Source organism: Candidatus Omnitrophota bacterium (assembly GCA_016929445.1).
Lineage (GTDB): Bacteria > Omnitrophota > Gorgyraeia > JAFGIU01 > JAFGIU01 > JAFGIU01.
The window spans coordinates 123,828-143,615 of the sequence record JAFGIU010000011.1; the positions used below are offsets into that span (position 1 = coordinate 123,828).

Sequence of the window (19,788 nt, forward strand, 5' to 3'; positions counted from 1 at the left end):
TAGCTTCTAAGCCATAACCATCTTCTCAAAGCTTGGAGCTGTCAAAATTTCCTTGGCTTGCTGGTCTTGCACATCGGTGATGAAGGGAATCCCCGTTTCTCTCTCGGTCTCCCGGTTCGCAGAGAAGATTTCATTCCGGGACAACCCCTCCAGGCTGAACTTGCGGGTTCCGGCCAGGAGTTGCTGGAGACCGGCGCCCAGTTTGTCTGCGAGAGTCCAAACAGCAATGGCCCCGTAGGGGATATTCTTCATTTCCGCTTTGCCGACCTTTTTGCGAACCTCATAGTAGCCGGCAAAAATTTCTTCGACTGTGTTCCCCATATCGGCCACGGACTTAGGCAGCTTGTCCCAATTGCCGTTGACCTTTTCCTTGTTCTGAGGCAGCAGTACGCCTTCGATGTTGGAACCCAGATAACCGGGGATCATGAGCGAACGGCCCATACAGATGAGCTTGGTATAGGGTGCGCCCAGAGCCAAGGCCTTAAAGATATGGTCTTCGCGAACCAGGCCGCCGGCAAAGGCCATATCCACGACCCTGTATCCCGCATTTTCAACGATCCGGCCGTACTCATAGGCCTTTGAGTGCAGAAGGATAGAAGGGACCCCCCAACTTTCCATCATGTTCCAGGGGCTCATTCCTGTGCCGCCGCCCGATCCGTCGATGGTCAAGAGATCCAGACCTGCTTCAGAGGCAAAACGGATGCTCATGGCCAGAGCTTCCATCCCGTAGGAGCCGGTCTTGAGCGTCACACGCTTGTAGCCCAGCTTGCGAAGATAGGCCACGGACTCCATAAAGGCTTCGCGCACGCCTTCGGCAGTGGAAGAGTCGGTATAACCGAGCCGGCTATGACGCGCAATGGAGTGAATGGCCCCTGCCTTGAAAGCCTCGATCACTTCGGGCTTGGTGGGATCCGGGTCGACGATATAGCCCCGGTCTTTGAGGAACTGTGCGTATTCCAGGCTTTTGACCTGGATCTCTCCGCCGATGACTTTAGCTCCTTGGCCCCACTTGAGTTCAATCACCACCTTGTCGCCGTACTTTTCAATCAAGTACTCGGCCACTCCATTGCGTGTGTCTTCCACATTGAGCTGCACAATGATAGCCCCATAGCCGTCGTAGTACCGGAGATAAGTGTCCACACGGCGGTCCAGCTCCGGCGCCTTCTTTATGCGGCCCTTCTCAATCACTGCCTTTTGGTCCACACCGACCACATTTTCTCCCACCACAATGGGGAAGCCCACGAGCGAGGCCCCGATGGCAAAAGAATCCCAGTACTTGGCGGCAATGAATGTGGAACCCAGAGCACCCGTCATAATGGGGATTCGTGCTTTGGTCTTGACCTTGTTGCCGAACTGGGTTTCGATCGAAACATTGGGAAACACACAATCATCCGCATTCGAGGTGAGCTGTCCGGGCAGATTCTCGGCGCCGTAAAGATATCCCTGGATGCGGAGGTTGCTGTAGGAGACCCCCACATGCTGGGTGTTGGAACTGCCGGAGGTGCTGCTTCCAAAATGCCGGGGATAGAGCGTTTTCCGGCCGCGCAAGCTGGAAAGCCAGGTTTCGCAGCGGCCCGTGCAGTCGGAGTCGCAGAGGGTGCATAGGCCGGACTCACAAGGGTTGCCTCGATTGGCAGCGCCTATTGCGTCGATGGATTTGGGCCATTGAGTCATTGAATCCTCACTTTGTTAAGGAGCGGTGGGTTTGAGAGAAAAAACTGGCAATACTTTGCCGATAGTAGAATGCTTATTGAACCGCTGTCAATGAGAAATAGCGTCTAATAAAGGCGTAGGAAGATCTCATTGAATGAGCTGGATCATAATTGGTTTTCATATTTGGCAAATCTGCCAATAGTTGATAGACTGAAAGGCGCCCGCCCAGACACCCATCCTGGGTTTCACACAGTGTCTTGGCAAAGATGCCAGCGTTCTTGTGATCAAGGAGATTTAATTTGAGCCTCCGGGATAGTAGTGAAAAAGTCATTCGCAGAAAGCTTTCCATCTTGCGCGTGTTGAGACGCTCCGGAAAACCCTTGCCCAGCTCGGCCATTGCCGAAGGCCTGCAAGGGTTTGGCCACGACGTGAGCGAGCGCACGGTCCGGCTGTACTTGCAACAACTGGATCAAGAGGGAATGACGGAAAATCTCGGCAAGCAGGGCCGCAGGCTGACCCCTGCAGGCCAGCAAGAGGTCTCCGAGGCCTTTGCGTATGAAAAGGTCGGGTTGCTTGCCTCCAAGATCGACAATATGACCTACAGAATGGATTTTGATCTGGAGACGCAGAACGGCACGGTGGTGGTCAACACGAGTCTGGTTGACCTGCGTGTTTTTAGGGATGCGATCCCGCTGATCAAGCGGGTTTTTGCTTCGGGCTATGCCATGGGGACTCTGATGGCCTTGCATGGCCCGGGAGAGCGCTGCGGAGACAAAAATGTGCCCCCGGGCAAGGTGGGTATCAGCACGGTTTGTTCGATTACGCTTAATGGGGTTCTCTTAGCCCACGGGATTCCGGTTTTTTCCAAGTTCGGGGGCTTGGTGGAGATCCGGGATTTTAAACCGACACGTTTTGTGGAACTCATCCACTATGGCGGCACGACTGTGGATCCTCTGGAGATCTTCATTCGCAGCGGGATGACCAACTATGTCGGCGCGACCGAAACAGGCCAAGGCCGGATAGGCGCGGGCCTGCGCGAGGTTCCTGCCGAAAGCCGCGAGGTGGTCCAAGGCCTTTCACTCAGGCTCAAGCAGGCGGGGTTGGGTGGTATTATGGTGATCGGCAGTCCGGGTCAACCTGTCCTGGAAATTCCCGTGGAGGAAGACCGTGTTGCGGTGGGAGTCATCGGAGGTTTGAACCCCATGGCCATTCTCAGAGAACGCGGATTCGAATTGGAGTTCAGTGCCCTGGACGGTCTGGCGGAGTACAAGAATCTGTTTCACTTCGAAGAACTTGATCTCAGGGCGCGCCCTATCTTGAGTTGATCTGCAATATTGAAGGAGCTTGCCTGGTCTGCACGAATCAAGCGCAGTACAATGGCAAAGGCGCAACCGGGACTGCCATTAATGGATAACACCTCCCAATCACTTGCAGATTGCTACCCCAAGCGTATTGATATTCCACTTCTAATCATCTCGGCAAGCACCTTATTGGCGGTCGGTCTCTCCTTGCCTTTGTTTAAAGTCACGCGCATGGTTTTTTGGAAGAGCTCCTATTCGATTTTGACGGGTGCCTTCAAGCTCTTTGAAGACGGAGAGTATTTCTTGGGAGGGATCATTCTTCTTTTTTCCGTGCTGTTTCCCGTGGCCAAGCTTACGGCCTTGGGCATTATTTGGGTGGTGCGGTTTTCTGAACAAAAACGAACACTCGCCCTCCATTGGCTGGGGTTCTTGGGCAAGTGGTCTATGTTGGATGTCTTGGTCGTGGCCTTGATGATTGTGGTAATCAAGACGAGAGCGGTGGCTCACGTGGAATCCCAGGCAGGGGTGTATGTGTTTTGCACAGCGATTCTAATATCCATGATTGCGGCGGCTAACGTGGAACGGTTGGCTAAAGCGTTGGAAACGCCGCGGGGCGCTGTCCCGGAAATCCCGAATCCGGAAGGGGATGGGCTGTTGTGAAGCGGGCTTATGTTCTGGCCATTGACCAGGGCACCACCAGTTCCCGGGCCCTAATCTTTAGGGAAGACGGCAAGATTGCGGGGCAGGGTTCTGTGGAGCTGCCCCAGATCTTTCCCAAGCCCGGCTGGGTCTCTCATGATCCGGATCAATTGCTGGGTACCACACTGTCGGCGACCAAGCGCGCCTTGGCGTGTGCCGGGATTTCCGGCAAAGAATTAAGCTGTATCGGGGTCACCAATCAGCGCGAAACGACTTTGATATGGGATCGTAAGAGCTCCAAGCCCATTGCCCCGGCAGTGGTATGGCAATGCCGGCGCACCGCGGACCTGTGTGAAGCGCTCAAGAAGCAGGGGCTGGAGAAGACTGTCCGGCGGCGCACCGGGCTTAAGTTGGATGCGTACTTTTCAGGGACAAAGATTCGCTGGCTTTTAGACCATACGCGCGGCGCAGCGGATCGGGCCCGGCAGGGCAAACTCGCATTCGGCACTGTGGATTCTTGGTTGATTTGGTGCTTAACCGGCGCACAGGTGCACGCGACGGATTTTTCCAATGCCTCCCGCACGCTGCTTTTCAATATCCGAAAGCGTCGATGGGATCCGGATCTTCTCAAACAACTCAAAGTTCCCGGCAGCCTGTTGCCTGAAGTCCATGCCTCGGCCGCAGAATACGGCAGGACCGTGCGTTTAGGGCCCCTGCCGGCAGGTATTCCCATTACCGCAGTTGCAGGAGATCAACAAGCAGCGCTCTTTGGCCAGGGTTGTACGCGCCCGGGACAGATGAAGAATACCTATGGAACAGGGTGTTTCCTGGTGCTCCAAACCGGGGATCAATGCATCCAGAGCAGGCACGGTCTGTTGAGCACTTTGGCTTGCGGGCCTAAGGGCGAACCTACCTATGCCTTGGAAGGGAGCGTGTTTGTGTCCGGCGCTGCAGTCCAGTGGTTGCGCGACGGACTGAATCTGATCAAAGAGGCGCAGGAGACCGAGGCCATTGCATCCGGTATTCCGGACACAGGAGGCGTGTACTTAGTTCCTGCCTTTGTGGGATTGGGCGCGCCGTATTGGGATCAAGAAGCGCGTGCGGCTTTGGTCGGGATGACACGCGGGACCGGCCGGGCCGAGATTGTGCGTGCCGCTCTGGAGTCGATGGCTTACCAAACCGTGGATGTGGTCCAGGCCATGGCCCGGGATAGCGGATTGCGTTTTAAAGAATTGCGCGTGGACGGCGGAGCCTCCAGGAACAAGTTTCTCATGCAGTTTCAGGCAGACCTCTTGGGTCTGCCTGTCGTGTGTCCCTCAAGTGTGGAATTTACGGCCAAGGGAGTGGCTTTATTGGCCGGCATTCAGAACGGGATTTGGGAAGCGGGTACTGAGGTGTTTGAGCGCGCGGAGCCAAAGCCACAACGTTTTTTGCCGGGCATGAAACCTGCGGTGCGCTGTGCCCTTTATGCAGGATGGCAGGAGGCTGTGGGAAGGGTCCGAACGTGCGGACAGCCTTGAACTTGGGTTGGTGCGTGGTGCGCATCATGCTAAAATCCACGGTTGTGGGCATGTGACCTCCAACGGGGAAGAGTCGAAAGATACTGATGAAAAACAGCAAACTCATTGTTGTGTTCACATTATTGGGGGCTGGGTTTGCTTTCTTCTTTTGGACCAGCGGGTATTTTCGAATCTGGAAGGATGCTCCGCGCCCCCGATTTGAGGGATTCCTCAATCTGCAATCCAAGGCGATACCGGAATCCTGGGAGAAGACACAACTAGATACAATCTCCGTGATGCTTCCCAATGATTTTACAAAAATGACTTCACCTTCTGATACAGAGGGCATGGGCTCTGCGTATTTTATGAGCAGGAATAGGGGCTTGATTCTGCGCTTCGGGCCTCAGGCTCCGGGAGTACCCTTGGCCTTGACCTTGTCGACTACTTCAGCCGACCCCTTTACCTTCCACGAAGCCATTCTGAGAGCCCGTTGGGAGCCGTGGCTTCTGGAGCACCAAAGTCAGTTGGTGCTTGCTCATGCGCAGGGGAAGATGCTTTACCAAAGGCTCAAGGGAAAGGAGTGGAGGGGGCTCAAGGTCTGGAGTTCTTTGGGCGAGGGTTCTTTGCGTTATTCGATTTACAGCACCAAAAACACCCGCCGAAGCGCGGATGTGGAATGCGTTTCCTCTAATTGGAGTGCGCACACGGAATTATTGGATCAGATCGTCAGCACGATTCAATTGTAGTTGATCTGATCATCCGGATTGCGCGCGGTTCAGAGTCCGTGCAGTAGGAGCCAAGGAGGGGCCCATGGAAAAGGTCAGTATCCAGGGATATCTGAAGGAGCTGAATAAAGTCGCCGGCCGTAAACAGCGTTTGGGCCTCGTGGGCCCCAGGCTCGGGATGTTGATGATTCTCTGTTTTATGATTGTTCTGGTTCCTCTCTATGTTTTTGCCTGGTTCTTCAATAAATCCTATTTTTGGATCCGAAACCAGCCTTTTATCAATCCCAAACCTTTCTTCGCGTTTGACCGGCACAAGCTCGTTCATCTTACCCTGGTGGACAAACTTTGGTGTGAATACTGTGAGTGGGCCAATGGCACCTTGCACTGGAGTCTGGCCATTGCCAATGAACTCGAGAGACGATACTGCCCTATCCAGAACAAGTCGCCTGAAGAGTGCGAACGGGACAAGCTCTGGCGGCACCGGTTTCTGCATTATGACCACTCACCCCAGGATTTGAGGGACTATTACACGGAAAGATATCTGAACGAAGGCCCTGGTTCAGAACCAGATTCTCAATAACTCATTAAATCCGGAGGAGATCTATGTACGGCGCCTTTTCCGTTGTGATTGCAGTGCTCATGGTTCTTCTTGTCATCCTGCTAATTTTTCGTGAATTGGCCTGTTGGTATTGGAAGATCAACGAGAGTGTTTCTTTGCTGAGAAGTATTGACGCCAAATTGTCTGTACTATCGCCGGGCGCAGCCGCCGGGATACTCAAACCCGCTTCGGTCAACGCGATCCCGACGCAGACAGACAAAGCCGGGACCTTGGCAAAACCGGTGGTTCCGGACAGGCCGGCCGAGAGGGTGACCTGTCCCTTCTGTAAAGAACTCACCGCAAAGAACAAGGCGACTTGTGAGAACTGCGGGAATGTCCGATGAGCCAGGCTGCCCCGGTCCTGCTGATTATCGGGTTTGCCGTTTTAGTCTGGATCACTATCAAGGGATTGGGACGCAGCACCTTAGGCCCTCTCATGAAACTGGGTCTGGCGCTCATCGCAGCCTTGGTCTTCTTGGGTCTGTGTCTGTTTTCCTGCGCGAGCCAATATTGACAGGGGGTGTCCATGATTTGTCCGGTATGTAAAGGAGAGATCATTGAAGGGGCGATCGTGTGCAAGCACTGTGGCGCCAATCTGGGCCGGCTATCTGTACCCAAGAGATTCGTGATTCTTTCTCTGTGCCTGTTTCTTTTGGCGCCCCTGAGCCTGGCTTATTTTTTCTTGGGGTACCTCGATCGTGGATATTTGGCTTTGGTAGTCCCTTATCCCGTGGAGTGGAGTTTCCATGCAGCAGTGTTTGTCGTGCTTCCGGTGATCGTAGGTATGGCCCTTCTGAGGCTCAAGCGTTGGGTGTGGGGCCTGGGCATGACCTGGGTCATTTTGGCGGCTCTTGGAAATGTCCTGGCAATCCATATCATTCTGAAGACGCCTCCCTGGTACCCCACTCCGGAGAAATGGGGAATGATCCTTCCGTTGATGGGATATTTAGCCTTTCTCATTTTGTTTTCAACCCAGCTGAGGAGGAAACGCAGCTATTTGCGTTACTAGGGGCTGCTGGCTGGGCCGGAGCAGCTTGGAAATGATGAAACTCTGCGCAAAATAGTGCTTGGTGCCGAAGGTCATGTGTTTTATCATGTTTGGGAGATTGCCGACCAACCGGGGCCCGGACCTGGGCCGGCGCGCCGCTGAAGCACCGGTGGTTCAGCGGTCATTTTCTATCTTAAGTTGCGGGATGAAGTTGCGGGATAAGCGGAGGCTATGAAACGGGATTCCTTTGATTACGAGCAGGTCCTGGAATGCGCGGAAGGCCGCATGTTCGGCAAGGATTTTACGACCCTGCCTCTTCCTGGGATGTTACTCATCGACCGGATTCCGGAGGTGAACGATACAGGCGGCAAGTATAAGAAGGGGGAGGTCCGGGCCGAGCTGGATATGAAGCCTGATATGTGGTTTTTCAAGTGCCATTTTAAAGGAGATCCGGTGATGCCCGGGAGTCTGGGCTTGGATGCTCTGTGGCAATTGGTGGGTTTTTACCTGGCCTGGGTCGGGCATCGCGGCCGGGGCAGGGCTTTGGGTGTGAAAGGCGTCAAGTTCAGAGGGCAGATTTTGCCCTCAGCCCGTTTGGTGAGTTATCATGTGCACATTAAGCGGGTCATTGCCGGCAAGCTGACAATGGGTATTGCCGATGGGATCCTTTCCGTGGACGGCAGGGAAATTTACGCTGCCGAGGGAATGACCGTGGGACTCTTCACTTCAACCGAAGGTTTTTGAGGACAGATTATGAGACGAGTGGTGATTACAGGGATGGGCATCGTTTCTTGCCTGGGCAACAGCAAGGAGGCGGTCACTCAATCCCTGAAAGAGGGGAAATCGGGTATCCGGTTTGAGGAAGAATACAACAAGATGGGTTTGCGAAGCCAGGTGGCCGGCTGGCCGGATATTGACCTGGATGCATTGGTGGATCGAAAGCTCAAGAGATTTATGGGGGATGCCGCTGCTTACGCTTATGTGGCTATGCAGCAGGCAATCGAGGACTCGAGACTCTCTGAAGAGGAAGTCACGAGTCCGTCGGCAGGTGTGGTTGCCGGGTCCGGGGGCGCGAGCTCCGAGAATGTGGTTTGGGCTGCGGATACCTTGCGCGAAAAAGGGATCCGGCGCTTGGGCCCCTATGTGGTGCCCCGCACAATGAGCAGCACGGTTGCTGCGTGTCTTTCCACCTCCTTTAAGACCAAGGGTGTGGGCTTCAGCCTTTCTTCCGCTTGTGCCACGAGTGCGCACTGTATTGGCGTGGGCATGGAACAAATCCAATTGGGCAAACAGGAGATTGTCTTTGCCGGGGGAGCGGAAGAGGAACACTGGACCTTGGCCATGATGTTCGACAGCATGGGGGCATTGAGCACAAAATACAATGACACACCGGAGCGCGCCTCGCGTCCCTTTGATGCGGACCGGGATGGATTTATTATTGCCGGCGGCGCTGGGATCCTGGTTTTGGAAGAAAGAGAACGCGCGATCCGGCGCGGGGCCAAAATTTACGCTGAGCTGGTGGGTTACGGCGCTACATCGGACGGTTCTGATATGGTTCAGCCTTCGGGCGAAGGCGCGATTCGCTGCATGCGGCAGGCGATCGCGACAGTCAAGGGACCGATCGACTATATCAATGCGCACGGCACCTCCACTCCGGTCGGGGACATGAAAGAGATCGAGGCGCTAAGAGAAGTTTTCGGGGCCGAGGTTCCGCCTGTGAGCAGCACCAAGTCTTTAAACGGGCATTCCCTGGGGGCTGCCGGAGTTCATGAAGCCATCCATTCCCTCCTGATGATGGAGGAGAACTTTATTTCGGGTACGGCCAATGTGGAGAATCTGGATCCCCGGGCCGAAGGGGTTCCGATCGTGACACAGAGAAGAGATAACGTAAAGCTTACTCGCGTGCTGTCAAACAGCTTTGGATTTGGCGGCACCAATGCCTCCTTGGTGTTTGAACGCCCGTCCGAATAAGCCGGGGAGAATATGTGGACAATCGGTTGAAGTCTCGTAGTGTCTTTGGGATGGCTTTTGGATTTTTGCTGTTGAGCTTTTGCGTCATCGGCTTTTCCACTGCCAGTGCGGATCAGGGAGTAAACACGGAGGAAACACCGATGGCTGTCGCGGACGGTTCGGAAGTATCGATTGAGTACACCCTCAAGGTGGAAGGCCGGGTGATGGATACCTCAGTGGGTGCCGAGCCTCTCACCTATGTGCATGGCCGCGGAGAACTCATCCCCGGGCTGGAGCGGGAATTGCTGGGCATGCAGGAAGGGGAGAGCAAGCAGGTCCAAGTCTCTCCGGACGAGGGGTATGGCCAGGTGGACCCTGGGGCTTTTTTGGAGATCCAAAAGGACCAACTCGAACCGGGTTTGGAGGCGGAAGTGGGGATGTTGCTTTCGGGACAGGACGACAGCGGTCGGCCGTTTCATGCCCAGATTGCGGAAATAAGTGATGAGGCTCTGAAGCTGGATTTGAATCACCCGCTGGCGGGGAAGACGTTGGAATTCGAAGTCAAGGTCCTGAGTGTGACTCCGGGCGAATAAAGCGCCGAAGGCAAAGTCTTGGACGTAAGGTTTTATGAGGTCTTTGCGGAGGAGGAAGATACCCTAACACGGTGTCTTCCGAATTCCGTGAAGGCCTTTTTTTTTCCGTATCATTATGATTTATGACGTAGCTATTATCGGCGGGGGCATTGTGGGGCTTGCCGCAGCTCGCGCGCTTCTTCAACAAAAACCCTCCCTAAGACTTCTTCTGCTCGAAAAGGAATCCGCCTTAGCTCTGCACCAAAGCGGCCGCAACAGCGGGGTCCTGCATTCGGGCGTCTACTATAAGGAAGGGTCTTTGAAGGCACAGCTCTGTGTGAGCGGAGTGCGCCTGATGGAGAACTTCTGCGAGAAACATGGGTTGCAAATGGAACGCTGCGGAAAAGTCGTTGTCGCCACTTCGGCAGAAGAAATCCCGCGATTGGAAGCGCTGTACCAACGGGGCCGGGCCAACGGAATTGGCGAAATAGAGCTTATCGGCCCTGAGCGTTTGGCTGAAATCGAGCCCGAGGCGCGGGGAATCCGGGCCATCCACTTGCCGCGGGTGGGAGTTGTCAGTTTTTCCCAAATCGCGGAGGCTTTGGCTTCGGAGATTCAAAAGGCAGGGGGGGAGATCTCTCTTAACACCAAAGTGGAAACCTTGACCCGGCGAAGCCACGCATGGGTGATCTCCAGTGGGGAGCGGTCCATTGAGGCCCGGACTCTGGTTAATTGCGCAGGTCTTCACGCCAATCGTATGGGGAAATTCTCAGGAGACATGCCGCCGGTTTCAAGCATTCCTTTTAGAGGAGAGTACTACGAACTTCCGGTCACGCGCCGGGACCTTGTGCGCGGGCTCATCTATCCCGTGCCCGATCCCGCACTGCCTTTTCTGGGGGTGCACCTGACACGGACGGTGGACGGGAGGGTGCTTTTGGGGCCTAACGCCGTATTGGCCTGGAAGCGTGAAGGCTATCAGCGCTCCGATATCTCAGCCAAAGATCTGGCGCAGATGCTTGGGGACCGGACCTTCTGGAAAATGGCGGGCAAATACTGGAAAACGGGATTCACGGAAATGAAACGCTCCTGGAGCAAACGGGCGTTTTTGCGCGAGGCAAATAAGCTTGTGCCCGCTTTAGTCCTGGGAGATCTTCAGGCTTCTCCAGCCGGGGTGAGGGCCCAAGCCGTGGCTCCGGACGGCTCTTTGGTTCAGGATTTTGTCATCTCCCAGAGGAATAGGGCTTTGCAAGTGTACAATGCCCCTTCTCCCGCAGCGACAGCTTCTTTGGCCATTGCACAGGAGATCGCGCGCAAAGTGCTATAATCGGGGCGCGTCAAGAACGGCGGTCTTAAGTTGCGGAGGATCTCCATGAACTGTGCTTCCAGGTTGGTCCGGCTGGTCGTCATTCTTTCTGTGGTTGTGTTTTGTATTCCCGGTCTTGCCCCGGCCGAAGGAGAAGGGGATGAAAAGGTGCGTGAGTGCGCGGAAGTCTTGCGTGAAAGCCTGGAGATGCCCGAGGAAGGGATTCCCAGAGGGATTTTGTCCAACGCTTATGGGGTGGTGATCTTCCCTCAGCTTATCAAGGCCGGGTTTATGGTGGGCTTGAGGCACGGGAGCGGGGTCCTGTGCGTGCGGCGGGCGGAGGATCTCTGGAGCCCGCCGGTTTTTGTGTACCTCTCGGGCGGGAGTTTCGGCTGGCAAGCCGGGGTGGAAGCTGCGGATATTGTGTTGGTGCTCAAGAGCCCCAGCAGTGTGGCCCGCATGGCTGAGGAAAAACTGACTCTGGGAGCGGATGCTTCGGTGGCTGCCGGGCCTGTGGGAAGGCATGCGGAGGTGGGCGCGGATGTCCTGCTTCAGTCGGAGATTTTCGCCTATTCGCGTACCAAAGGACTTTTTGCCGGGGCAGCCTTGGAAGGGGCGGTGCTCCACCACAACGATGAGGCCAATGCGGTTTTTTACGGCCTGGATCCGGTCAGCGCTGAGGCGATTTTTGGGGGAGAGATCAAAGTGGTTCCGGAGTCTGCCCAGGAACTTATGCGCTTACTGGAGGAATACACGGAATGAAAGCTTCCGACCTTTTTGTCAAATGCCTGGAGGCCGAAGGCGTGAAGTATGTCTTTGGTGTACCGGGGGAAGAAAATCTGGATTTTCTGGAGTCTTTGCGCAGCTCTTCCATCCAACTTATTCTCTGCCGCCATGAGCAGGCGGGCGGGTTCATGGCTGCAACCCTCGGACGGCTCACAGGCCATGCCGGGGTTTGTCTGTCGACCTTAGGCCCTGGAGCAACCAACTTGGTGACCGCGGCCGCTTATGCCCAGCTCGGAGGCATGCCCATGGTCATGCTCACAGGGCAGAAGCCTGTCAAGACCTCCAAGCAAGGGCAGTTTCAGATTGTGGATGTGGTGGGCATGATGAAGCCTTTGACCAAATACACCCGTTCGATTGTCTCTGCCCACAATATTCCGTCCCGCGTCCGAGAGGTCTTTAGATTGGCTGAAGAGGAACGGCCCGGGGCCACGCATTTGGAGTTGCCCGAAGACATTGCCGCTGAAGAGAGCGATGAACCTGTGATCGAACCCCGTCGCATCCGCCGCCCGGTTGCGGAAGCAAAAGCAGTGGTCCAGGCCGCGTACCTGATTCAATCAGCCCGGTACCCTTTGCTGGTCATCGGCGCGGGCGCGAATCGTAAAATGACGTCCAAGACCCTGCGCCAACTGGTGGACAAAACCGGGTTCTATTTTTGTACGACTCAAATGGGCAAAGGGGTAATCGACGAACGGCATCCGCTTTTCCTGGGCACTTGCGCGCTTTCCGACGGAGACTACCTCCACTGTGCCTTGGACCGCGCGGACATGATTATCAATGTGGGACACGATGTGGTGGAAAAGCCGCCGTTCTTCATGAAGCCCGGAGGAACCCAGGTAGTCCACATCAATTTTTCCTCTGCGGAAGTCGACCCCGTGTATTTCCCCCAGTGTGAGGTGGTCGGCGATGTGGCCAACAGCCTGTGGCAATTATGCGAGGCGTTAACACCGCAGAAGCACTGGGACTTCAGCTATTACAAGAAAGTCAAAAAAGAGGTGGAGATCCATGTGGCGGAGGGAAGCGTTGACGAACGGTTTCCGTTGCTGCCGCAACGATTGGTTGCGGATGTGCGCGCAGTCATGCCGGATGACGGAATCCTCGCCTTGGATAACGGGATGTACAAAATTTGGTTTGCCCGCAATTACAAAGCTCATGAACCCAACACGGTTCTTCTGGACAATGCCTTGGCCAGTATGGGAGCGGGATTGCCCTCGGCCATGGCTGCGAAATTAGTCTATCCCGGACGCAAGGTGGTGGCGGTGTGCGGGGATGGCGGTTTTATGATGAACTCTCAGGAACTTGAGACAGCGGTCCGGCTGAATTTGGATTTGACCATTTTGATTCTCAACGACAACGGCTACGGCATGATCCAGTGGAAGCAATCGGGTCTGGGTTATACCGAGTGGGGGCTCGATTTCGGGAATCCGGATTTTGTGAAATACGCCCAAGCCTATGGGGCCAAAGGACAGCGACTCCACTCCGCCGAAGAGTTGAAGCCAAGCTTGCAGAAACTCCTGGACTCCAGGGGTGTGAGTATTTTGGAAGTGCCTGTGGACTATTCGGAGAATGTGCATACTTTGACCACGGTGCTTAAGGAACGAACGTGTTCTCTATAAGGGACACAGGACTGTCATTCCCGCGAAGGAGGCGAAATGCCGCTTGAAGTTCTGAATCCAGCCACCGGGGAGAAGCTCGAGAGCTTTGAAGAAATCAGCCCGGAAAAAGTGAGGGCGGCCATTGAGACCGCGGATGCGGCATTTCAGTCCTGGAGGCGGGTGCCTTTTGAACAGCGGGCCATCCCCATGCGCAAGGCGGCGGCGGTTCTCCGGGCGCGGGCTGAAGACTTGGCGCAAATGGCGGCCGTGGAAATGGGCAAACCCGTTGTCCAGGGACGCAGCGAGGTCGAAAAGTGCGCCTGGGTCTGCGAGTACTATGCGGAGCGGGCCGAGAGTTTTTTGGAGGACGAACCCGTAGCCAGTGATGCGGCCAGGAGTTTTGTCGCCTATGAGCCCCTGGGTGTGGTCTTGGCTGTCATGCCCTGGAATTTTCCGTTCTGGCAGGTCTTCCGTTTTGCCGCGCCTGCGCTCATGGCGGGCAATGCCGGAGTGCTCAAACACGCCTCCAATGTGCCCGGTTGCGGACAGGCAATAGAAGAGATTTTCCTGGAGGCCGGTTTTCCCAAGGGCCTGTTCAAGAACCTTATGATCGGGAGTTCCAAGGTCGAGGCCGCGATTCAGCACCCTTTGGTGCGGGCGGTCACTCTGACGGGCAGCACGCCTGCAGGGCGGGCTGTGGCCTCCAGCGCAGGCAGAGCGCTCAAGAAGACTGTGCTGGAACTCGGGGGTTCGGATCCGTACCTCGTCCTTGAAGACGCGGACCTTGAAAAGGCGGCTGCGGCTTGTTCGGCCTCCCGTCTGATCAACGGCGGCCAGAGCTGTGTTGCTGCCAAGCGCTTTATTGTGGTGGAGCCGGTCAAAGAGCGTTTTGAAAAGCTGCTGGTGCGGAATATGGGAGCCTCGGTGATGGGCTCTCCCCTGGAGGAGGAGACCACTCTGGGACCCCAGGCGCGTGTGGACCTGCGCAACGAACTGCATGACCAAGTGGTGCGCAGCCTGGCCCAAGGAGCCCGCCTGTTATTGGGTGGAACCCTTCCCGAAGGCCCGGGCGCTTTTTACCCGGCCACGGTCGTGACCGATGTGAAAAAGGGCATGTCCCTTTACGCAGAGGAGACCTTCGGGCCTGTGGCCGCCGTTATCGGGGTCACGGGCACGGAGGAGGCCATCGAAGTGGCCAATGACTCGGTCTTTGGCCTGGGGGCTGCGGTTTTCACTGCAGACCCCGGGAAAGGGGAAGAGATTGCCGCGCGACGGCTCGAGGCCGGATGCTGCTTCGTCAATTCCTACGTCAAATCCGATCCCCGCCTGCCTTTTGGGGGAATCAAGGAATCCGGCTATGGCCGGGAGCTCTCCAGCTTCGGCATCCGGGAATTTGTCAACATCAAGACCGTCTATATCGCCGCTTGACCCGCCCCTGGGCAAGCCTTAAACTACTCCAACTACGGGAAATAGCGAATATGACGGATTCAGACCCAGACATTGTGAATTTCACCCCTTCAGCGGAATCTCTGCTGGCTGTGGATTTGCCGGCCATGGCGTCCGCGCGCATGCACCGGTTGCCGCCCTATCTATTCGGGAAGATCAATGCGCTCAAGGCCAAATTGCGGCGGGACGGGGTGGATATCATTGACCTGGGAATGGGCAACCCCAATGACCCGACACCCCAGGTTATTGTGGACAAGCTCTGCGAGGCGGCTGCCCTGAAGCGCAACCAGCGCTATTCTGTGTCCCAAGGGATTTTCAATCTTCGCCGGGACCTGGCCCAGTTTTACGAGAGGCATTGGGGTGTGGGCCTGAATCCCGAGTCTGAAGTCATTGCCACCATCGGCTCCAAAGAGGGCTTCAGCCATTTATGTTTGGCCACCTTGGGCCCGGGGGATGTGGCGCTCACGCCGACCCCGACCTTTCCCATCCATATTTATTGCCCGGTCATTGCCGGAGCCAATGTGATTGGCGTAACCATGAACGGCGGTGAAGAGGCCCTGCTAAAAAGTATCTCAGACACCTGCCGCACGGTTTCGCCCAAACCCAAAATCGTGATTCTCAACTTCCCTCACAATCCAACTGCCCGCACCGTAGAGCTCGGTTTTTTTGAGGAGATCGTCAAGCTGGCCAAACAGCACAAGTTTTACGTGGTGCAGGACTTTGCTTATGGGCTGACGACCTTTGACGGCTACCAGGCGCCCAGCTTTTTGCAGGCCAAAGGCGCCAAGGACGTCGGGGTCGAGTGCATGACGCTTTCCAAGGGCTTTAATATGGCGGGCTGGCGAATTGGTTTTGTGGTGGGCAACCCGGATATGGTCAAGCTGCTGGGCGCGATCAAGGGCTACTACGATTACGGAATTTTCCAGGCCATTCAGATTGCTTCAGTCATTGCCCTGCGGCATTGCGACGAAGATATGAGAAAGCAAGCCAAGATTTATGAGAACCGCCGGGATTGCCTGCTCGAAGGTCTGATCCGCGCGGGCTGGCGCGTGGAAAAGCCGCGCGCGAGTATGTTTGTCTGGGCCCGGATTCCGGAGCCCTATCGCGAGATGGGCTCGATTGAGTTTGCCATGCAGTGCCTGGCCAAAGCCGAAGTGGCTACAGCGCCGGGCAGGGGATTTGGCGAAGACGGGGAAGGCTACCTCCGCATTGCCCTCACTGAAAACGAGGCTCGCCTGCGCCAGGCTGTGCGCCAGATCCGGCGCGCCTTTCCCACCGAATAAAAAAAACGCATCCGGTGTGGATGCGTTTTTTTCTCCTCCTAAGGGGCTACCCCCGTCAAAAGCGGACTACTTCAGAATTTCAAAAGGATTGTCCTGGTTGTGTACAAAGATATACCAGGCAGTCGGAGCCACGGCTTGCCAAGGTTGAAAAGTATCTCCAAACCCGGACGTGCCCGTATTACTGGCTTGCCGCAGAGCCCCGGAGCCTTGAAAGAGCTTTTCTGCTTCTGACCTGAAAGCATTGGACTTGGGGAGGTCTCCTGCCAGAAGATAGGCCAGAGACTGCTGCAATGTGCCTTCAGTCCAAACCGTGTCCTTATCTGTGTTCATGTCAAAACCGGTAATGCTCTTCCTGCGGTCATAACGCCGTGTGGTCAGCGTGTGAGGTTGGATCCAATAGGAACCGTTGGAATAGTCTGCTCCCAGGATCAATGTGCCTAGAGCCTGTACATCGGTAACAATCATGGTGTCATTTTCACCTGTAAGGAAACGGGAGCCATCCCAACATTCGGTAATGAGAAAGTTTTTGATCAATGCGGCGCTGCTCTTGTAGGCGCTGATCCCCAGGTTGACACCGAGATTATTTAGGGCACAGTAGCCGGCTAAATTATTTTCCGCACTTTTCCACGAAACACTAGGCCTTCCGAACAAGCCCCCATCGGAATCCTGATAAGAAAGGATGTGGGCGGCCAGAGTCGAGGCCAGGTTGTTATAACGAGGGTCGTGTGTTTCAAGATAGTAAAGGTTAACTGCTTGGAGCAGGTAAGCATTGTGCCCTACGCCGGCAATTCCTTCTACGGGTTGACCGTCAATGCTATTGTAACGATGTACAAATCCACCGTTGTAATCAGGACCGATGCGTGCAAAGGCATCGAGAATTGTCCGGGCGGAATCCAAATCACCGGCGGAAATAAAGGCCATCGCAGCTAAGGCATTGTCATAGGTGTAGGAATAGTCGGCGTTATCCTCAACATAGCTGTCCAGGAGTCCCACGGGTCCAATCTGAGTCCGTAGAAAATCTGTGGCTGCCTCCACGTAAGAGACCGGTTCTGGAGGCGGCGGCGTGGGCTTTCGCTTGGCCAAGGCGTGGTTTGGATGTAACCCGGATAGACATAATAAAAGCGCCGTGCCCGCCAAAATTACGGCGGCAGATCTAAATGATAATTTGTGACTCATCGATCCCCCCTTTGAATAGGTTGTAACCTCAACGGATGCATAAAACTAATAGTCTTATAAATACTAATAACATGTTTATACACGTCAGTCAAGCCCCATCTATTTTGCTTGAGCAGATACCAGGGACGGTTCTCGCCTACTTATTTGGGCTCAGCGTGTTACGCGAGAACCGTCCCCACCATCTGAAAAGGCTTGTGGCGAATCTGGTTTTGACCTGCCAGGGCCGATGCCCTAGAATACTTTCTCAATACTCACTTTCACTCTCCGAAGGAGCCCTGTGAGCACCCAACCCAGTCTTTGCACTGAAATTTTCGGCTGTACCCTGAAAAACCCGTTGATCCTCGCTTCGGGGATACTCGGGACTACGCGGGATATTTTGAAGCGCGTATTTTCCGAGGGCGCCGGGGCTGCCACCATCAAATCCATCAGCGTGAATCCGCGCAAGGGCCATAACAATCCCACGGTTCTCAATTTCGGTCCGGGTTGTATTAATGCGGTGGGCTATTCCAATCCCGGCGTGAAGAAGGCCGTGGAGGAATACAGTGATTTGAGCGGGGTCGGCGGTCCGGTGATCGGTTCTCTGATCGGCTCCAATATCGAGGAGTTTGCGCAGATGGCCGCAGCCTTTGATCCGCTCGGCTTTGCCGCCTTGGAGATTCCGGTCTCGTGTCCTCACACCCCCGGTTTCGGCAAAATGGCCAGACAGGATGACCCGGATACGATCCGGGAAATCGTGAAGGCTGTTTGCGCACACACTTCCAAGCCGGTTTTTATCAAACTCCCGGCTGCAGCCAACAACATGGTGGAATTGGCCCTGGCAGCCAAAGAGGCGGGAGCCTATGGACTCACCGCCGTCAACACCGTGGGCCCGGGAATGTTGATCAATATCGAGACCGGGCGTCCGTATCTGGGCTTTGGCATTGGCGGGATCAGCGGGCCGGCGCTGAAGCCCTTGGCCATTGCCGCGACCTACCAGCTTTCCAAGGAGGTGGGACTTCCCATCATCGGCACCGGGGGCGTGAGTACGGGCGCGGATGCCATCGAGATGATTATGGCCGGAGCAACCGCTGTGGGCGTGGGGACGGCAGTGCTGTCCGGAGGGCCTTCGGCCTTTGCGCAGATTGCCGGAGAAATGACTCAAATTTTGGCCGAAAAGGGAGTTTCTTCACTAAAGGATGTCAGAGGGCTGGCGCATGGGGAATGATCTGCCGAAGATAGTGAAGGTACGGCGTGCCTTTGCCGAGAACGCCGACACCACGACGCTCCATTTGGATTACCGGAAGGAATATGTGCCGGGCCAGTTCCTGATGATTTGGCTGCCCGGAATCAACGAAAAACCCTTTACTGTGGCCGGCCACGATAAAGAGGGACTCCTGATCACGGTGCGCAAGCGCGGGGAGTTTACCCAACGCCTCGCAGGCCTTCAAGCCGGGGAGCTTGTGGGAGTGCGCGGGCCCTACGGGCAGGGCTTCAGCTTGGAGCCCGAGAGCGTGATTGTGGCGGGCGGAGTGGGCTTTGCCGACGTGGCCCCCTTGGCAGACCGTTTTCCCGATGCCCCCGTGCTTTACGGCGAGAACACCGCACAGAGCCGTCTCTATACAGAGCGTTTTCCCCAGGTCAATTTTTACACAGTGGACGGCACGGCAGGCGTGAAAGGCTTCCCCACGGACGGGTTGGAGGCTGCGGTCAAGAAGACGCGCGCCAAGCTCATCTGCGCGTGCGGCCCGGAGAAGTTCCTTGTCTTAGTCGCGAAAGCGGCGCGGGCGCTTGGGGTGGAATGCGAATTAGCCATGGAACGCTATATGAAGTGCGGCATGGGGATCTGCGGCCAGTGCGCTTGCGGCACAGTCCGCGTTTGTGCGGAAGGCCCGGTGTTCAATGCAAGAGAACTGCTGCAGAATCCCGACTTCGGCAAGCGGCGTCTGATGTCCTCAGGTGAATGGGAGAACGCTTAGTCCCTCCAAAGCTTCACGCAAACTTACCTTCTCTTGCTTTCGCAAACATTTCTATACTGCCATCCCGTCTTTTTTCTATGTTTTCCGCAGGTATACTTCGATTGGAAACTGACTGTCGACGGCTCCCGGGGTCATCCTGAGACGGGGAGTGCGGGGCGCAAAGCAAAGTTCAAAACGCAGCCTCACACCATAAGGAGGATCCCATGGCAGGCATCTACATTGTGAACAGAGTCGAAGACACCGGAGTGTCCTTGACCCGACCCCCAAAAATGAAGCCGGTTGAAGGGAGAGTCTCGTGGTGGTAGAAAACAGGAACCAGGAG

Annotated in this window: 20 protein-coding genes; 18 read left to right on the forward strand and 2 right to left on the reverse strand. The window is 55.6% G+C overall.

Features of this window, described 5'->3' with window-relative positions:
* Window positions 1–6: 6 nt before the first annotated feature.
* Window positions 7–1,674 carry an FMN-binding glutamate synthase family protein gene (locus JW937_01575; GenBank protein MBN1586100.1) on the reverse strand — a complete coding sequence of 556 codons (1,668 nt, stop codon included), beginning with the start codon at window positions 1,672–1,674 and terminating at the stop codon, window positions 7–9.
* A 278-nt stretch (window positions 1,675–1,952) separates the two neighbouring features.
* Between JW937_01575 and JW937_01580 the strand changes: the two genes are divergently transcribed.
* The 16 genes from JW937_01580 (at window position 1,953) to JW937_01655 (ending at window position 16,335) form a co-directional block, all read left to right on the forward strand.
* Complete coding sequence (locus JW937_01580; GenBank protein ID MBN1586101.1) at window positions 1,953–2,978, forward strand: DUF128 domain-containing protein; 1,026 nt, start codon at window positions 1,953–1,955, stop codon at window positions 2,976–2,978.
* An 81-nt stretch (window positions 2,979–3,059) separates the two neighbouring features.
* Window positions 3,060–3,614 carry a paraquat-inducible protein A gene (locus JW937_01585; GenBank protein MBN1586102.1) on the forward strand — a complete coding sequence of 185 codons (555 nt, stop codon included), beginning with the start codon at window positions 3,060–3,062 and terminating at the stop codon, window positions 3,612–3,614.
* Window positions 3,611–5,113 carry a glycerol kinase GlpK gene (glpK, locus tag JW937_01590; GenBank protein ID MBN1586103.1) on the forward strand — a complete coding sequence of 501 codons (1,503 nt, stop codon included), beginning with the start codon at window positions 3,611–3,613 and terminating at the stop codon, window positions 5,111–5,113. Before JW937_01585 ends, glpK begins: the two co-directional genes overlap by 4 nt.
* 86 nt (window positions 5,114–5,199) lie before the next feature.
* Window positions 5,200–5,838, forward strand: a complete 639-nt coding sequence (locus JW937_01595) for a hypothetical protein (protein MBN1586104.1) — start codon at window positions 5,200–5,202, stop codon at window positions 5,836–5,838.
* A 64-nt stretch (window positions 5,839–5,902) separates the two neighbouring features.
* Window positions 5,903–6,397 (forward strand): hypothetical protein, encoded by a 495-nt coding sequence (locus tag JW937_01600; protein MBN1586105.1) that lies wholly within the window; start codon window positions 5,903–5,905, stop codon window positions 6,395–6,397.
* Between the two features lie 23 nt (window positions 6,398–6,420).
* On the forward strand, window positions 6,421–6,759 hold the full coding sequence (locus tag JW937_01605; protein MBN1586106.1) for a hypothetical protein: 339 nt from the start codon (window positions 6,421–6,423) through the stop codon (window positions 6,757–6,759).
* Entirely contained in the window at window positions 6,756–6,929 is a 174-nt protein-coding gene (locus JW937_01610) for a hypothetical protein (GenBank protein ID MBN1586107.1), read from the forward strand. The genes JW937_01605 and JW937_01610 overlap by 4 nt, the downstream gene beginning before the upstream one ends.
* 12 nt (window positions 6,930–6,941) lie before the next feature.
* Window positions 6,942–7,424 carry a hypothetical protein gene (locus tag JW937_01615; protein ID MBN1586108.1) on the forward strand — a complete coding sequence of 161 codons (483 nt, stop codon included), beginning with the start codon at window positions 6,942–6,944 and terminating at the stop codon, window positions 7,422–7,424.
* A 210-nt stretch (window positions 7,425–7,634) separates the two neighbouring features.
* Window positions 7,635–8,147 carry a bifunctional 3-hydroxydecanoyl-ACP dehydratase/trans-2-decenoyl-ACP isomerase gene (fabA, locus tag JW937_01620; protein MBN1586109.1) on the forward strand — a complete coding sequence of 171 codons (513 nt, stop codon included), beginning with the start codon at window positions 7,635–7,637 and terminating at the stop codon, window positions 8,145–8,147.
* 9 nt (window positions 8,148–8,156) lie between these two features.
* The gene (gene fabB / locus JW937_01625; protein ID MBN1586110.1) at window positions 8,157–9,374 is read left to right on the forward strand and encodes a beta-ketoacyl-ACP synthase I; all 1,218 of its coding nucleotides are present in this window, start codon (window positions 8,157–8,159) and stop codon (window positions 9,372–9,374) included.
* 26 nt (window positions 9,375–9,400) lie between these two features.
* Window positions 9,401–9,946: a peptidylprolyl isomerase gene (locus JW937_01630; protein MBN1586111.1), complete on the forward strand. Its 546-nt coding sequence runs from the start codon at window positions 9,401–9,403 to the stop codon at window positions 9,944–9,946.
* Window positions 9,947–10,061: 115 nt separating this feature from the next.
* Window positions 10,062–11,249 carry an L-2-hydroxyglutarate oxidase gene (gene lhgO / locus JW937_01635; protein MBN1586112.1) on the forward strand — a complete coding sequence of 396 codons (1,188 nt, stop codon included), beginning with the start codon at window positions 10,062–10,064 and terminating at the stop codon, window positions 11,247–11,249.
* Window positions 11,250–11,294: 45 nt separating this feature from the next.
* Window positions 11,295–11,990 carry a lipid-binding SYLF domain-containing protein gene (locus tag JW937_01640; GenBank protein ID MBN1586113.1) on the forward strand — a complete coding sequence of 232 codons (696 nt, stop codon included), beginning with the start codon at window positions 11,295–11,297 and terminating at the stop codon, window positions 11,988–11,990.
* Window positions 11,987–13,627, forward strand: coding sequence for an acetolactate synthase large subunit (locus JW937_01645; GenBank protein MBN1586114.1), 1,641 nt, complete (start codon window positions 11,987–11,989; stop codon window positions 13,625–13,627). The genes JW937_01640 and JW937_01645 overlap by 4 nt, the downstream gene beginning before the upstream one ends.
* Window positions 13,628–13,663: 36 nt before the next feature.
* Window positions 13,664–15,034 carry an NAD-dependent succinate-semialdehyde dehydrogenase gene (locus JW937_01650; GenBank protein ID MBN1586115.1) on the forward strand — a complete coding sequence of 457 codons (1,371 nt, stop codon included), beginning with the start codon at window positions 13,664–13,666 and terminating at the stop codon, window positions 15,032–15,034.
* 50 nt (window positions 15,035–15,084) lie between these two features.
* Window positions 15,085–16,335: an aminotransferase class I/II-fold pyridoxal phosphate-dependent enzyme gene (locus tag JW937_01655; protein MBN1586116.1), complete on the forward strand. Its 1,251-nt coding sequence runs from the start codon at window positions 15,085–15,087 to the stop codon at window positions 16,333–16,335.
* Between the two features lie 66 nt (window positions 16,336–16,401).
* Here the strand turns inward: JW937_01655 and JW937_01660 are convergent, their stop codons facing one another.
* A complete protein-coding gene (locus JW937_01660) occupies window positions 16,402–17,511 on the reverse strand; it encodes a hypothetical protein (protein ID MBN1586117.1) in 1,110 nt (369 codons plus the stop codon).
* A 277-nt stretch (window positions 17,512–17,788) separates the two neighbouring features.
* Between JW937_01660 and JW937_01665 the strand changes: the two genes are divergently transcribed.
* Window positions 17,789–18,715 (forward strand): dihydroorotate dehydrogenase, encoded by a 927-nt coding sequence (locus JW937_01665; protein MBN1586118.1) that lies wholly within the window; start codon window positions 17,789–17,791, stop codon window positions 18,713–18,715.
* Complete coding sequence (locus JW937_01670) at window positions 18,705–19,466, forward strand: dihydroorotate dehydrogenase electron transfer subunit (protein MBN1586119.1); 762 nt, start codon at window positions 18,705–18,707, stop codon at window positions 19,464–19,466. Before JW937_01665 ends, JW937_01670 begins: the two co-directional genes overlap by 11 nt.
* Window positions 19,467–19,788 lie beyond the last annotated feature (322 nt).